The sequence below is a fragment of the Acidimicrobiia bacterium genome (assembly GCA_040881685.1).
In the GTDB taxonomy this organism is placed as follows: Bacteria; Actinomycetota; Acidimicrobiia; order IMCC26256; family PALSA-555; genus SHVJ01.
Genome location: JBBECS010000034.1, coordinates 3,842 through 19,111, shown reverse-complemented (window position 1 = coordinate 19,111; position 15,270 = coordinate 3,842). Strand labels below are relative to the sequence as shown.

The 15,270-nt window shown below is 66.1% G+C and carries 11 protein-coding genes; 3 read left to right on the top strand and 8 right to left on the bottom strand.

Translation table 11 applies throughout. From position 1 onward, the window contains the following. Positions 1 to 250 precede the first annotated feature (250 nt). Together WEE69_07835 and WEE69_07830 are read left to right on the top strand one after the other, a co-directional pair. Positions 251 to 2,482, top strand: a complete 2,232-nt coding sequence (locus tag WEE69_07835) for an ATP-binding protein (GenBank protein ID MEX1145199.1) — start codon at positions 251 to 253, stop codon at positions 2,480 to 2,482. Positions 2,483 to 2,489: 7 nt separating this feature from the next. Beyond that, positions 2,490 to 5,324 carry a branched-chain amino acid ABC transporter permease/ATP-binding protein gene (locus tag WEE69_07830; GenBank protein ID MEX1145198.1) on the top strand — a complete coding sequence of 945 codons (2,835 nt, stop codon included), beginning with the start codon at positions 2,490 to 2,492 and terminating at the stop codon, positions 5,322 to 5,324. 42 nt (positions 5,325 to 5,366) lie between these two features. Here the strand turns inward: WEE69_07830 and WEE69_07825 are convergent, their stop codons facing one another. The 8 genes from WEE69_07825 to WEE69_07790 form a co-directional block, all read right to left on the bottom strand. Then, positions 5,367 to 6,743 (bottom strand): ABC transporter substrate-binding protein, encoded by a 1,377-nt coding sequence (locus tag WEE69_07825; protein ID MEX1145197.1) that lies wholly within the window; start codon positions 6,741 to 6,743, stop codon positions 5,367 to 5,369. A gap of 47 nt (positions 6,744 to 6,790) precedes the next feature. Further along, complete coding sequence (locus WEE69_07820; protein ID MEX1145196.1) at positions 6,791 to 8,242, bottom strand: CotH kinase family protein; 1,452 nt, start codon at positions 8,240 to 8,242, stop codon at positions 6,791 to 6,793. A 53-nt stretch (positions 8,243 to 8,295) separates the two neighbouring features. Beyond that, positions 8,296 to 9,780 carry a CotH kinase family protein gene (locus tag WEE69_07815; protein MEX1145195.1) on the bottom strand — a complete coding sequence of 495 codons (1,485 nt, stop codon included), beginning with the start codon at positions 9,778 to 9,780 and terminating at the stop codon, positions 8,296 to 8,298. Positions 9,781 to 9,789: 9 nt separating this feature from the next. Continuing rightward, positions 9,790 to 10,485, bottom strand: coding sequence for a DUF4956 domain-containing protein (locus WEE69_07810; protein ID MEX1145194.1), 696 nt, complete (start codon positions 10,483 to 10,485; stop codon positions 9,790 to 9,792). A 42-nt stretch (positions 10,486 to 10,527) separates the two neighbouring features. Next, positions 10,528 to 11,295, bottom strand: a complete 768-nt coding sequence (locus tag WEE69_07805) for a polyphosphate polymerase domain-containing protein (protein ID MEX1145193.1) — start codon at positions 11,293 to 11,295, stop codon at positions 10,528 to 10,530. Positions 11,296 to 11,410: 115 nt separating this feature from the next. Then, positions 11,411 to 12,304, bottom strand: a complete 894-nt coding sequence (locus tag WEE69_07800) for a phytanoyl-CoA dioxygenase family protein (GenBank protein MEX1145192.1) — start codon at positions 12,302 to 12,304, stop codon at positions 11,411 to 11,413. Between the two features lie 78 nt (positions 12,305 to 12,382). Continuing rightward, positions 12,383 to 13,588, bottom strand: a complete 1,206-nt coding sequence (locus tag WEE69_07795; GenBank protein MEX1145191.1) for an MFS transporter — start codon at positions 13,586 to 13,588, stop codon at positions 12,383 to 12,385. Positions 13,589 to 13,633: 45 nt separating this feature from the next. Continuing rightward, entirely contained in the window at positions 13,634 to 14,509 is an 876-nt protein-coding gene (locus tag WEE69_07790; protein ID MEX1145190.1) for a hypothetical protein, read from the bottom strand. A gap of 1 nt (position 14,510) precedes the next feature. Here WEE69_07790 and WEE69_07785 point away from each other — a divergent pair, with 1 nt between their 5' ends. Beyond that, positions 14,511 to 14,957, top strand: coding sequence for a hypothetical protein (locus WEE69_07785; protein ID MEX1145189.1), 447 nt, complete (start codon positions 14,511 to 14,513; stop codon positions 14,955 to 14,957). Positions 14,958 to 15,270 lie beyond the last annotated feature (313 nt).

Below are 15,270 nucleotides of genomic sequence, written 5' to 3'. Positions count from 1 at the left end.
AGCCCGTGCAGCACGTTGATCGTGGCGACTGTCAACGGCTTGCTCTTCCGCGCCGACGACGCGTCGCCGGCCGCACCCCCAGCACTGACCGCCGTAGCCGCCGCGACGAGCACGACGACGACGAGACCTACTGCAAGCTTGCGCACTTTCGCTCCCCCCGGATCGTGGGCCCGAATGCGTACTCCAGTTGCATGGCCGCACGATATCGAGGCCCTGACGCGCGTGTCAGGGAAGCCGTACGATCCCCGACGTGCCAGCCACGGGGGGACCGGTGCGCGCGGACGACGGGGCACCACGTGCCGCCGCCCTCGCCGCCACGGTGATCGCCGAGGACGAGGCCCGGGAGGCGGCGCAGGCCCAGGCCCGCGAGCAAGTGATCTTTCCCGACGACCTGCTCCCGGGGGTGAACGCGGCACCCATGTCGCTGCGCGCCGGCCTGAAGCGGGGCGGCGTGATGATGTTCGCGGTCCTCACCCTGCTCAACTCGCTCGACGAGCTCGAGGGCGCGGCGATCTATGTGCTTGCACCGGAGATCCGCGCGACGTTTGGCATCAGCAAGGGCACGATCGTGTTCATCGGCACCGCGTCCGCGGGCTTCTTTGTCCTCGGTGCCGTGCCGATGGGGTGGCTGAGCGATCGCGTGAAGCGGGTTCCCATCGTCGGGTTCTCGGGCCTGTTCTTCGGCTTGTTCGTATTCCTCTCCGGCGTGGCGACCAGCGCGTTCATGCTCTTCTGGACGCGGTTCGGGACCGGCATCGCCAAGGCGTCCACGATTCCCGTGCACGCCTCCCTCCTCGCCGACAACTACCCGATTGGCGTGCGCGCCCGCATGTCTGCGCTGAACGAGATGATCGGCCGCGGGCTCGCACTGGCGAGCCCGGTGCTCGTCGGCGGGATCGCGACGATCGCGGGAGGGCCCGAGGGATGGCGCTGGGCGTGGTACGTCCTCGGAGTCCCGGTTGCGATCGCCGCGGTCGGCGCGTTCCTCATCAAGGAGCCGCCGAGGGGTCAGTTCGAGCAGGACCACGTGCTCGGCGAGCTCATCGAGGACGAGGACCCGGCCCCGATCTCGATGGAGGCCGCGTTTGCGCGCATCAAGCGCATCCGCACGGTCAGGACGGTGCTCGTCGCCTTCTGCGCGTTGGGTTTCGGGTTGTTCAGCCAGCAGGTGTTGGCCACGCTCTACCTCGACGAGACGCTGCGCGTCACCGACGTGCTGGACCGCGGCCTGCTCCTCAGCCTCAGCGGCGTGGCCGCGCTGCCGCTCCTCCCGCTCATCGGCTCACGCTTCGACCGCATCTACCGCCAGAACCCGGCTCGGGCGCTCGCGCTCGTGGGAGCACTGGTCCTCCCGTCGGCGCTGATCACGCCGCTCCAATATTCGACGCACAGCAAGGCGTTGTTCGTGGTGTTCGGCATCCCCCAGGCGGTGCTCACGATCTGCGCGTTCGCCATGGTCAGGCCGGTGACCCAGGCCGTCGTCCCCTACCGGCTGCGCGGTATGGGCGCCGCAGTGACCACGATGTACATCTTCTTCATCGGTGGCTTCGGCGGCGGGATCGCCTCGGGCTTCCTCACTGATGAGATCGGCGTGCGGGGCACGGTCATCGTCCTGGGCGTCCCGACGGCGATCATCGGCGGGCTGCTGCTGATGAACGGCGCGCGCTTCATTCGTCACGACCTGTCGCTCGTCGTCGAGGAGCTGCTCGAAGAGCAGGAGGAGTACCACAAGCGTCACGACGAGGGCATTGCCGTTCCGGCTCTCCAGCTCGCCAACATCGACTTCTCCTACGGCCCGGTCCAGGTGCTCTTCGGCGTGAACCTCGAGGTGCAGAAGGGCGAGACCGTCGCGCTGCTTGGTACCAACGGCGCCGGCAAGTCCACGGTCCTCCGGGTGATCACTGGGCTCGGCGTACCCGAACGCGGCGTCGTCCGGCTCAACGGTCAGAACGTCACCTACGTCGCGCCCGAGGCTCGAGCCCGGCGGCTCGGCATCATGGCCCTGCCGGGCGGTCAGGGCGTGTTCCCGGGCCTCACCGTTCTGCAGAACCTCACGATCAGCGCCCGCTTGAATGCCACGTCGCGCCACGAATCCGAAGACCGCATCGCGGGTGTCCTCGAGCTGCTCCCCGAGCTCGCCGACCGCCGCGGCCAGATTGCGGCCAACCTCTCTGGCGGCCAACGCCAGATGCTCGCCATCGCCCGCGTCCTCCTCCACGAGCCCGAGGTTCTCCTGATCGACGAGCTGTCGCTGGGCCTCGCGCCCGTAGTGGTCCAACGGCTCCTCGAGGTGGTGGAGAACCTCAAAGCGCGCGGGCAGACGATGGTCATCGTCGAGCAGTCGCTGAACGTGGCGCTCGCCGTCGCCGACCGGGCAATCTTCCTCGAGAAGGGCGAAGTGCGGTTCGAGGGTCCGGCCGCCGACCTCCTCGAGCGAGACGACCTCGTACGCGCGGTGTTCTTCGGAGCCCAGGGCGGCTAACGCGCTCGTGATCCTTGGCACCGCGTTCATCACCTCGAACCTGCTGTTCAAGGGGATCGTCGGCGGCCTCATCATCGCGCTGGTCGCGATGGGGATCGTGCTCGTCTATCGATCGAGTCGCGTCATCAACTTCGCGGTCGGTAACCTCGGGGTCCCAGCCACGGCACTGTTCGCAATCATGGCCGGCAAGAACGGCTGGCCGTACTGGCCGTCGCTGATCGCCGCGCTCGCGGTCGGAACGCTGTCTGGCGCGCTCGTGGAGCTGGCGGTGATTCGACGGTTGTTCAGCGCGCCGCGCGTGATCGTGCTCGTGGCCACGATCGGCGTGGCGCAGCTCGCGCTGGCGGTGACGCTTGCGCTGCCTGACTACCGCACAGGGAACCTCCAGACTCAGTTCCCCCTACCGTTCGAAGGAGAGTGGCATCCCGGGCTTGGCATCGACGTCAGCGCCGCCCAGTTGTTGATCCTGATCGTGGTCCCGATCGTCATCACTGCCTTGTGGTGGCTCCTGAATCACACGGCGTTCGGCGACCAGGTCCAGGCGTCGGCAAGCAACGCCGATCTCGCTCGGATGACCGGCATCAACCCCAAGCTGGTGTCCACGGCCGTGTGGTCGGTCGCAGGTTTCCTGTCCGCCACGGCGGTCCTGCTGACCGCGACGGACCGGGGATCGACCGAGCTCGTCAGCATCGGGCCCGACACGCTCTTGCGAGGCATGGCGGCCGCGCTCATCGGTGGCATGGTCTCGCTGCCGCGCGCAGCTCTCGGCGCGATCCTCATCGGTGTCGGCGAGCGGGTGCTGTCGTTCCATTTCACGGCTCAGACCGGACTCGTACAGTTCGTACTCTTCGTGATCGTCGTTGTCCTAGTGGCACGAGTGAGCCGGAATGCTCGAGCCGGTGGCGAGAGTTTCCAGTTCGCGCCGCGAGTCGCCGTGATTCCCGAACGGCTGCGCAGCATCTGGTGGGTCCGGCGACTCCCGCAACTCGTCGGACTCCTCGCCCTGGTCGTTGCTGCGGCGGCGCCGCTGACCACCGACCTGTCGGCGCGTCACCAGGTGTGGGCGGTGATCCTGGGGTTCGCGCTGTGCGCGGTGTCGGTGGTCGTGCTCACCGGGTGGGGGGGCCAGCTCTCGCTCGGACAGATGGCGTTCGGCGGCATCGCGGCACTGACTGCGGCGACGCTCGCGCGCGGGTTGTCGCTCGACCTCGGCGTCTTCGATATCTCGCTGTCCCCCATGGCGTTTCCGTGGACCGTGCTCGGCGGCGCGCTCACCGCCTGTGCGATCGCGGTGATCATCGGCATCGGAGCATTGCGAGTACGGGGGCTGCTCCTCGCAGTCAGCACCCTCGCGTTCGCAATCGCCGCGCAGGCGTACATCTTCCGTCTCGACTTCTTTACTGACGGCCTGTCAACCGTGCAGATCCCGCGCGCCGATCTTGGGCCGTGGAAGCTCACCTTCGAGAACCGTGCCTACTACTACTTTGTCCTGCTGCTACTCGTCGTGGTGCTCCTTGCGGTCGGCCATCTCCGGCGTTCGGGTGTCGGGCGGATGATCGTGGGGGTGCGCGAGAACGAGCAGGCCGCGGCGGCGATGACGGTCTCGCCCGCACGCGTCAAGCTCACCGCCTTCGCGGTTGCGGGGTTCGTGGCCGGCCTTGGCGGCGCTGTGCTCGGAGCCGTACCCACGACGTTCGGGCCGGCGGAGCGATTCTTCCTGGTCAACAACTCACTCGCACTCGTCGCGATGGTCGTGATCGGCGGTCTCGGCAGCCTTTCCGGCGCGGTGGTCGGCGCGCTGTGGATCGTCGGCCTCCCCGGCTTCTGGCCCAACAACGACTTGATTCCCCTGCTCACGTCGAGCATCGGGCTGCTCATCATCCTGCTGTACATCCCCGGCGGGTTCGCTCAGATCGGCGTGTGGACCCGCGCCCAGCTGCTCGCCCTGCTGGAGCGACGCCTACCCCCGGCGCCGGGGAAGACCATGGTGGCGCCCCCCGCATCGCTGACTCGCCGCACGACAGTGGCCGAGACCGCGACGAACCCCGACGGCAGCGTGCTGGCGACCACGTCGCTCTCTGTCAACTTCGGCGGTCTCGTTGCCGTGGACGACGTCGACTTCCGTGCCGACAAGGGGGAGGTGATCGGGCTGATCGGGAACAACGGCGCCGGGAAGTCGACGCTGCTCAACGCGATTGGCGCTTTCGTGCCGAGTCGGGGAAGCGTGCACCTGCTCGGACGCGACGTCAGCGACAAGAAGGCGTACCAGCGAGCGCGGCTCGGGCTCGGACGCACGTTCCAGGCCGCGATCCTCTACCCGGAGCTGAGCGTGCGCGAGACGGTGCAGCTCGCGCTCGAGGCCCGCCATCGCACCTCGTTCTGGGGAACGCTCGTGTTTTCGCCGTGGTCGCAACGAAGTGAGCGGGCAAAGCAGGCCGACGCGGCAGAGCTCATCGACTACCTGGGACTCGGCCGCTACGCGGATCGTCACGTCGCCGAGCTGTCGACGGGGACGCGCCGTATCGTCGAGCTCGCGGCGGTGCTCGCGGTGGCGCCGCGAGTCCTCTGTCTGGACGAGCCCACGGCTGGTGTTGCCCAACGCGAGGCCGAGGCATTTGGGCCTCTGATTACGCGTGTGCAACACGAGCTCGACGCGACGCTCATCGTCGTGGAGCACGACCTGCCCATGGTCATGTCGATCAGCGACCGCGTCTACTGCATGGAGGCCGGTCGGATCATCGCCGAGGGCACGCCCGACGAGGTTCGCAACGATCCGCGGGTCATCAGCTCGTACCTCGGCACCGACGAGCGGGCCATCGTGCGCAGCACCGCGCCCGGTTGAGCAGGGGCCGCGGACCGGGACGGGCGCGAGAACGCGGTCGCGTTAGGCGCACTCCCCGCCGCTGACGTCCTGGACCTCGGTGACGGGCTTCCAGTCCCCGTTCTCGCCGATGGTGGGGTCGTACTTGACGAGCCGGCCTTCGTCGTCGGCCCCGTACTTGCCCTTGCACAGCGACGCCTGGCTCGTCGTGACGAGCTTGATCGGGCCGAACCTGTCGACCGCCTTCCGCCAGCTCTTGTTGGTGAGCTTGGGCCCGGCCTTCTCTGCGATCGACTTGAAGAACACGAGCTCGCCGCAGAAGTCCTCGACTGCGGTGAAGATCTCTTCCACCCGGCCGTCAGCGTCGGGTGTCACCTCGTCGGGCCCGAGCACGGTCTCGCCGGTGGCCTTCTCCCACACGTCGACGCACTCCTGGAGTTCCGGGCTCTTGTTCGCCCAGCGCTCCGACTCGGTCTCGCCCACGATGGTGAACATGCCCTCGTACGGGTTCGGGTCGGTACCGGACGCGGCCAGGTCCTGAGCTTGCTCGAGCGTCGACTCGGCGTCGGTGATCAGGCGCACTTTGGGCATCGCGGCCTTGATCTTCTCGACGAACTGAACCCCCGAGACCCGCAAGCCGACCATGAAGATCGTGTCGACGTCCTCGGTCTCCCAGCGCTCGATGAAGCTGTCGAGCTGCGACTGCGCGGCCGCGGTGTCAGTTCCCGTGACGGTGAGCACCGCGGTGGAGCCCTGCTTGACCTTCATGTCGTCGAGGGTTGGGATGATGAGGTCGTTGACGCGCCCCTCCGCGTCCTGATCGACGAGCGTGGCCACGGTCCGGCCCTTGAGCGTGCGCTCCTCCTTGAACAGGTTGAGGAGGGCTTCGGCCCGCTTCTCCTTGGTGTTCTCGGTGGTCAACAACAATGCGGGTGGCGACTCGTCGATCCAGGGCTGCTCGAGCTCGTGGCCGATGTGGATGGTCTCGTGGTCACGGGTGAGGCACAACTGCGCGTCACCGGTGAAGTCGATGAACACCCCGAGCACCGCGAACACCTCCTCGTCCTCGGTCAGCGAAGTGCAGAGGCTGAGTGCACTGGGCTCTTGACCGGGGATCGGCGGGTAGGTCTTGAAGACGGGGTCGATAATGCGGCCGCCGACGCCTCCGTTGTCGTTGATCCAATCCACGAAGATCTGCGCGGTCTCCTCCTGATCGCCGCGGTGGAAGTCGACGAAGTCCTTAATGGACTCGTAGTCGACGATGACGATGCCGATCTTGATCGTCTCGGCGTCGACACCTCGGAAGCTGTCGGTGAGTTTGCCGCCGCCAACCTCGCCGCCGCTGGCGCCGCTCGTAGCAGCCGCGAGCGTCAACACCGCGGCCATCAGCACACCGAGTGCACGCAGCCAACGCCGCCGTCCGTTTCCGTAGCGCTTCATGAGAACCCCCCAAGATCGCCGCGGCGCGAACTCTATGCCTGAGCGCATCACCTCGTCTTGTCGCCTCCCTCGCCTGCGATGATCGGATGGGTGACGAGGTACTCGATTCGACTGGCGATGAACGCGCGCTTGCCCGCCGCCGCCCCGTCGAAGGCGGATGGGCTGACGAGGTTGCGCGCCGCCGCGTCGTCTTGGATCGCGGCGCCGAGCTCGAGCGCGAGCTCGTCGGCGCGCCCTGAGCGAAGCAACAGCTCGAAGAGCTCGCGGTAGGTCTCGTCGTAGAGCTCGCGGAACTTCGGCGTGTCGAAGAACCGCCGCATGAGGATGTTCTCCTCGCCGAGTCCTGTCCCTCCGTCGTTGAGCTCGTCGATGGCGTCGACGTCCAGCGCGAACGAGGGGATCGCAGCACCATCTTCGTAGTACGGCCGGTACCGCGCACCACCGAGCGTGCCGAAGGCGACGTTTTGATCCCACGGTGCGATCGACATGCGCCGGGTCTTCGGGTCGTAGAGGAAGTAGTAGTTGTTGCCAAACCCGGCGAAGGAGTCGACGTCCACGATCAGATTGTGGAACGCGAGGTACTGAGCGAACTCCTTCACGTCGAGGCGATCGGCCAGCTTCGCGGCGAAGACCTCGTTCGTCGAGGTCTCCACGAACTTCAGGAACTCGATCATCGGCGCGGGACCGAGGCTCCGCGTCTCCGCCTGCTGGTTGAACACGTTCTCGTACCGCGCGAGGTCGTCACCCACGTAGTGGAAGCTCGCGCCGGGCACCGCCTTGTAGACCGCCGGCTCCAGGCGGCCGGGGATCATGCGCTGCGCCCAGTAGTCGTCGGGGTGCTCGACGAGCAGGAAGTAGCCCTCGCGGGAGTCGTTGAAGCTCATGCCCGCGGTCGAGGTCCGCAGGTAGTGCTGGCCCGACTCCTTCGTCAGCAGGTTGGCGAGCAGCTCGGTCAGCTGGGTGGAGTCACCGAGGCTTCCGGCGCGCAGCGCGAGCTCGTTCACGCTTTGATAGCGCTGCCCAGGAAGGAACTGGTCGAAGCGCAACAGCATCGGCATCTTGTACGGCTCGTCGGCGGTGATCCTCGGGAAGATTGCGGCGAGCCCGCCGGGGTTGGGTGGGCTCTCGGGACCGCTGTATCGCAGTCCGATCAGCGTGGAGTTGCCCTTGAGCCGCAGGCCTACCTGGTCGAGACGGGCACCGTCGATGACGACCGTCGCCGAGTGCCAGGTCTTCAGTCCGTCCCGCTGGTAGTCCGTGATCATCGCGTCGTACTCGGTCGGATCCATCGTGATCTCGACGGTATGGACGAGACCGATGTCGAACATGTCGACGATGTTCGTGACGTTGTGACCCTGCGGTCCGCGCGCCTCGGTGATTGCCTTGGCCTTCGCGGCACCGTCAACCTTCGTCTGCGCCGCGAGCGACTTGCTCGTCGTGTACGGGACGACCTTCTCGGTGCCCATGAGCACCAACATGCCCGCGGTGAAGCTGCTCAACGCGGCGATCAGCCACCAATTGCGTCGCCACGCGAGGTGTCGACTCCGCGATGTCATCCGCCGACCGGGGGGAGTGTGAGCAAGTACTCGACGCGATCGGCGATGAAGCTGTGGTTGCGCTCGAGATCGCTCTCGAACCGGGCCGGGTCGACCAGATTCCGCTCTTCATTGGCCTTCCGGATCACCGTGCCGAGTTCGTCGAGCAACGCGGTCGCTCGGCCAGCCTTCAACATGCTCTTGAAGAGCTCGCGGTACGCCTCGTTGTAGACGGCGCGGAACTTCGGCGACGCGAGGAAGCGCGTCACGAGGATGTTCGGCTCGCCAAGGGCGCTACCGGGGATCAGCTCTTCGAGCCCCGGGATGTTCCCGGCTAAGGATCCAAGACCAGAGCCGTCCTCGTAGTACGGGCGGTACGGGCCGCCGCCAAAACCGAGCCGGCCGAATGCGAGGTTCTGATCCCACGCGGCGAACGTCATCCTTCGCAGCTTCGGGTCGTAGAGCAGGTAGTAGTTGTTTCCCGTCCCGGCGAGCGAGTCGGGATCTACGAGGATGTTGTGGAACGCGAGATACCGCGCGAACTGCTCGACGTCGAGACGATCGGCAAGGTGCGCCTCGAACTCTCGATCGGTGGATTCTTCGACGAACCGTAGGAACTCGATCATTGGACCGGGGCCGAGGTCCAACGTCTCGGCCTGCTGGTTGAACACGTTCACGTACAGCGCAGGCTCTGCGCCCACGTAGTGGAAGCTCGCGCCGACGATCGCCTTGTACACGGCCGGCTGCGTGCCCGGGATCATCCGCCGCGCCCAGTAGTCGTCGGGGTGCTCGACCAGGAGGTAGAAGCCCTCCGGTGAGCCGTTGAAGGTCATCCCGGTGGTCGTCGTTCGGAGAAACGGTTGGCCGGTCTCCTCGGTCAGCACGTTGGCGACGTACTCGGTCAGCTGGCTCGCGTCGCCGCCGAACCCGCCGGAGGTGCGCAGCGCGAGCTCGTTCACGCCTTGGTAGCGCTGGCCGGCCACGAACTCGTCGAAGCGGAGGAGGAACGGCATCTTCTGGGGCTCGTCGGGGCTGAGGGTGCCGAGCGACGCCGCGATCCCCCCCGCCGGGTTCGGACCGCTGTTGCGAAGCCCGATCAGTGTGGAGTTGCCCTTGAGCCGCACACCCACGTTCTTGATGCGCACGCCGTCGATGACGACGGTTGCCACATGCCAGGTCTTCACGCCATCCACCTGGTAGTCCAGGATCATGGCGTCGTAGGCAGTCGTCGACATCGAGATCGACACGCGGTGGACGATCGAATGGTCGAAGGCGTCGACTGTATTGTTGATGTTCTTCCCAGGCAGCCCGCGCGCTGCGGTGATCGTCTTGGCCTTCGCGGCACCGTCAACCTTCGTCTGCGCCGCGAGCGACTTGCTCGTCGTGTACGGGACGACCTTCTCGGTGCCCATGAGCACCAACATGCCCGCGGTGAAGCTGCTCAACGCGGCGATCAGCCACCAGTTGCGTCGCCACGCGAGGTGACGACTTCGCGATGTCATGCAAGGGTCCTACAGGTCGGTGGTGTCGTACCCGGTGATGAGGCTCACGCGCTCGTTGCCGGCGCGCTCCCGAACTGCATTGATGAAATCCTGGCGCTGCGAGTCTCGCTTGAGCACCACGTTGTAGATGAGCTCGGTGAGCGTTCCCGACCGCACCGTGTCGATGCTGATGAGGTCGGACTCCTTCGTGTACTGCAGGAAGAGCTCGTCGAACATGCCCTCGATGTTGGCGTCGTTGGCCACCTGGATCTTCAAGATCTGGCTCACGTTGTTCAACGCGAAGAAGTTGAACTTCACCATGATGAGGATGACGAGGCAGATGGCTGTCGCCGCGACCGCGGCCAAGACGTAGAAGCGAGTTCCTGCGGCGATGCCGATGATCATCGTGAAGAACACGAAGCCGACGTCACGCGTCTCCTTGACGGCGTTGCGGAAGCGAACGACCGAGAGTGCTCCCACGAGTGAGAAGGCTCGGGCGAGGTTGGACCCGATGACGAGCATCACGACCGAGACGACCATCGACAGGATCACCAGCGTCTGCACGAAGCTTTGGCTGTACGAAATGCCCTTGTGGGTCGCTCGGTACGTGTACGCGATGAGCATCCCGAGCGCGAAGCTCGTCACAAGGGTGAGGAAGATGTCCCCAACCGCGAAGTTGCCCGTCAGGTCCTTGAAGTCGAAGAGCCCGCCGGTTTGTCCGAACACGTCCGCCATAGTGCTGTCCCCCGGGAGTGAGTTGCTCGTGGCTCAGACAGCCACGAGGATCGAACGTGCGCGTGGCTCGCGTTGCCCGTATCCGGCGACGTCGAGGCTTGTGCAGTACTTGCTCATGCGCGTCAGCTGAAGGTTGTTCCGCGCCACGAGGTGCGTCAGCCAGAAGGGGACGCGGTCGTTCGCCTTGATCTCGAGGACGGCGTACTGCGGCGGGAACATGTATCGACCGGGATGCTTGGAGTCGAGCCACAGATCGTTCGTGCGGTACCGGAGATCGGTATCGATCGTCAGTCGAAGCCCGGGGTCGTAGTCGCCGCCCAACCAGGGCTCGCGCTGATACGTCGTGATGCACGCGGGCCGAAGATCGTGCCGGACGACCAGCTCGAATGCCTCGTGGACCACGGCAACGTCGCGCTCGTCGTGGTCGGGGATCATCCGCTCGTCACAGAGCTCGAGCGCATCCCAATACGGCAGCACCGCGCGTCGCTTCTGCGTGACTCGGTCGATGCGCTGCTTGATCTCGACGAACACGGGGGTGTCATCCGCGAGAGCGGCCCGCTGCTCGTAGTGGCGTATGCGGAGCTTTCGCCGGAACTTCAGCCCATCGAGCTTGGCCCAGAAGCAGCCTCTCGCCGGCGTGTCGTAGTACAGGCTGGTCAGCGTGTAACGGCCGTGAGCGTGGGCGTACGGGTCGCGCACCATGTACGCGGCGATCTCGTCGCGGAGCCGCTCGACGTCACGCACCGTCACGACGTACTTCAGCTCGAAGCGGTTGAACGTGCGTATCGCGTCGTGACCCATCTCCCTGCTCCCCCCTGACCTGCACGCAAGGTGAACGGCAGGTTAACGGACCAGGTCAATGGCGCACGGGGTCTCTCACCGGACCCTTACCTTGGAGTGACCGAGTGGCAGCGCGTCACGTGTCGTTCAGGTGCTCTCGCTGCTGGACGGCGAAGATCGGCCGGTACGGCCCGTTCGGTGGCATGAGGCACGGACGCGGGTCGTGGCGCGACCAGCGCGGGGGAGTCCCGCGGATGAGCTCTTCGCCATGTGGTGACTGGCGCACGAGGTCCGTGTAGGAGAAGGCGTCGGCGGCAGCGAAGGTCTGCAACAGCAGCGGTCGCGGTCGGTCCGACTGGTTCGGCGCGGAGCCGTGGACCGTTCGGCAGTTGTGCACCGTGATCGTCCCCGCGGGGCCGACCGGGTACACGGCGGTGTCGACTCCGGCGCGCTCGACGTCGTCGTCGTTCAAGGCGCCGGTCCACACGTCGCCGTCGTAGAGGTTGAAGAGCGGGCCGTCGTGGCTGCCGGAGACGAAGCCCACCTCGCCCATCCCGGTGTCGACGTCTTCGAGGAACACCCCGATGGTGAGCAGGTCGTAGTTGGTGTGCGGCCAGAACTGGATGTCCTGGTGCCACTTCACTTCTTCGCCGCCACGGGGCGCCTTGAAGTTGAGCTTCGAGTGGTGGAACTTCACGTCGGGGCCGAGCAGGTCGACCGCCACATCCGTGAGCACAGACTGCGACGCGAGGTTCCAGTACTCGGCGTGCAGGTCTGTTGGTGAGCTCAACCGGCGCAGGCGCGGCTCCTCGGCCGAGTGCCCTTCGTCGAGGTCGTAGAGCATGTTCGATTCGGTGAGGTCACGACTCGCGTCGACGAACTCGTTGGTGACGTCGCGGATGCGCGCGAGGCGATCAGCGTCAACGAGCCCCGGTGTCGCAATCCAGCCGTCGCGCTCGTACGCGTCTCGCTGGTCTTCGCTGAGAACGACTGCGGGAGCCCGTTCCCGCCGTTGCAGGTCGACAGTCATCGCTGCAGCATACGGAACCTGCGATTCGTCCGGTATGGATGGGTTGGATCCTCCAGGACCGGCGTGCGTGGCGATCGATCATGAGAGCTGATCGTCGGGCAGCGGGACGCGGGAGAACCATCGCCAGAGCACGACGTCGTAGATCGCCTTGCTCACGCCCGCGATCACGAAGGGAAGGCCGAGCGCCACCGAGGAGGCTGCACCTGCGAGCGCCGGGCCGACGGGCCGACTGAGGTATCGAGCGGTGCTGGTGTAGGCCGCGGCTGCAGTTCGTTCAGACGGGTCGACGAGCGTCATCACATAGGCCTGTCGAGCCGGTACGTCCATCTGCGACAACAGGGTGCGGCCGACGAGCGCGGCGACTGCGAGTTCGAGGCTCGGAGCGACCGCGATGAGGATCAGGAGAGCGTTGGATGCAAGGTGGGTCCAGACCATCGTCGAGAGCAACCCAATCCGCTGCGCGACCTTCCACGCCGCAAGGAACGAGATCGTCTGTGACATGGCCACGCCGAAGAAGACAAACGCGACCGTCTCCGTCGAAGCTCCGAAGCGGGTCACGAGCCAATACGCGACGAAGGCTTGAACCACGAATCCGCCGCCGAAGGAGTCGAGCGCGAACAAGCCGGCGAGTCGAATCACAATTGGCCGCGAACGCGCCAACCCAGTCGAATCCGTATGCGACGAGGGCGCTACCTCCACCGAGGCGGACAGCGACCGACCCAACAGCAGGCCGACCGCAGCTACGGGCACGACGATCAAGAACCACGTCGAGTCACCCGGAGCATCCGCCCACACCGAGCGGACGAGCGACGGGAGACCGGCCGCGAGCGCGCCGAGCGCACCGCCGGCTCCGGCCACTGCGTTGTAGATGCTGAAGACGCGAATGCGGTCGCGCCCCGAGACCTCGGTCGCGAGCATCGCCTGCTCGAGTGAGGTGAAAGGGCCGGAGTCGACCACGTCGGTCGAGAACGCACCGGCGAGCGCGACCAGTACGAGGACCCATACCCGATCAGTGAGCGCGAACGTGACTCCTGTGAGCGCGAGCAGGAAGTACAGCGCGGTGTAGCACCGGCGACGGCCGATGCGATCACCTGAGCGGGCCAAGACGATCGACATGAGTGCGCCGCCCGCGACGATCGCCGCGAGCACGATCCCGACCTCGGTGCCGGAGAGGTGGCGTCGGTGGAGTGTGGTGCCGAGGAGGACGGCACCGAACCCGTATGCGAAGGCCCGTGCCGCCTGCGCCGCGAGCACGAGCCGAGCGTCACGCGAGAGTGACGCCATACCCGTGCAGCGATCTGGTCACCGCCACGAGCGGGACGCTAGCGGTCAGGCGCGGCCTGGTGGCTGTTCCGCGGGTGCGCTCATGAGTCCCCGCAACGCTGTCAGCGCGACGACGTAGGCAGCAATGGCGATCGCGAGCACAGCGCGGAAGCCGAACGTCATGGCGAGCATCGTGCTGAGCACCGATCCGATGACCGAAGCGAAGCCGTTGACAGCCCAACCCCACGCGACGTACTCGCGCGGGAATTCGCTCAGCCCGGACACCGCATGCAGCCCGAGCGGCATGAACATGCCCAGGCACAGACCGAGTGGCGCGAGCACGAGGAACGCGGTGGCGACGCGCAGCGCAAGCGGGAGGGTGATGAGCGCGTCGGTCATCGGCACGAGTCCGAACACGTAGAACGCCGTCAGGCCGCCGAGTATCGCCAGGAGCCGTGGCAGTGCTCGCGCCGGGTTCGCCTCCAACCGGCTGCTCAGGAGAGCGCCGATGCCCGTGAAGATCAGTACCGACATGAGCGTCACCGTCAACGAATAGGTCGGGTACCCGAGGAACACGATGAGGCGTTGGATCAGGGCGATCTCGAAGAAGATGAAGCCGAGACCGAGCATCGTGAAGTAGAGAGCGGAGCGGCCCTTCTTCGGGAGCGCGACCCACACGTTGCGGATCCTCGCGAACGGCAGTAACAGGAACACCGCGGCCATGAGGATCGCGATGCCGAGGAGCAAGAGCAGCACACGCTCGCCGATCGCGTCCTCGAAGTCGCGGCGGTCGATCGGGTCGGTGAACCGGGCGGCGACGTCGCCATAGCGCACGAAGTGCCAGAAGAACGGAGCGTCGTCGGTGATCGGGCGGACGTCGTACTCGTATCTGTCGTAGAAGGCGTCGAGCCCGTCGTTGTGTGGACATGAGCGACTGCACAAGGTGGTTGCGGCCTTCAGCCGAATGATTGGGCGCGTATCGCAGCTTGGCGTTGGGGAGCCGGCCGAGGCTCTCGACGAAGCGCTGCACCTCTCGCTCGGTGAACGGTGTGCGCCGGACGAGGATGGTCGACAGCGCCAGGTCGCCGCCGCCCGTGGTTGCCACCAGAATGCGCCCGGTCGGGTCGTCGATACCGAGCTGTGTGAGTGCATGGCGCGCCGTTCCGACATAACGCACGGTTCGGTTGGGCTTGTCCTCGTAGTCGAACTCGCCGAACTGGGCGGCGAGGATCCCGTCAATTTCGAGGTGCTCGAAAGACTCGACGACGGCGTCGCTGGTGTAGAGGTAGCTCTCCGAGAGCACGAACGCGCCCGCGTTCGCCGCGTTCGACGCCGAGTAGCTGTCGGTCGCTGGGTACCACACGAGGTCGTAGTCGTGGTCGCTTCGTGACAGGTACGACCTGCCTTCGCCGTTGACGTAGTTGACTCTGGGGTGCTCGGCGACGCGCCCGGCGTAGTTGGCGAACTCGTCGGTTACCAAGGAGTAGGTGACGGGGTTGAGTTCCACGGCGTCGATGGCCTTGGCGTCGAAGTGCAGCGAGGCCAGCACTTCGTTGCCACCGGCCGCCCCGATGATCAAGACCTTTGCGGGTGCGGCCCCTTCGACCGTGAAGGGGAGGGAGCGGGGGTCCGTGTCGAAGCGCCCGAGGCTCGAGACGTCGCCGTCGAAGCGGTAGATGGCCGAGCCGAGGAGACCGTCGTGG

What these genes read in the sequence shown, in the direction of transcription:
- WEE69_07825 (MEX1145197.1), bottom strand. Translation starts at nt 6,743, where the DNA reads ATGAAGCGCTACGGAAACGGACGGCGGCGTTGGCTGCGTGCACTCGGT.
- WEE69_07815 (MEX1145195.1), bottom strand. Translation starts at nt 9,780, where the DNA reads ATGACATCGCGAAGTCGTCACCTCGCGTGGCGACGCAACTGGTGGCTG.
- WEE69_07805 (MEX1145193.1), bottom strand. Translation starts at nt 11,295, where the DNA reads ATGGGTCACGACGCGATACGCACGTTCAACCGCTTCGAGCTGAAGTAC.
- WEE69_07800 (MEX1145192.1), bottom strand. Translation starts at nt 12,304, where the DNA reads ATGACTGTCGACCTGCAACGGCGGGAACGGGCTCCCGCAGTCGTTCTC.
- WEE69_07795 (MEX1145191.1), bottom strand. Translation starts at nt 13,588, where the DNA reads ATGGCGTCACTCTCGCGTGACGCTCGGCTCGTGCTCGCGGCGCAGGCG.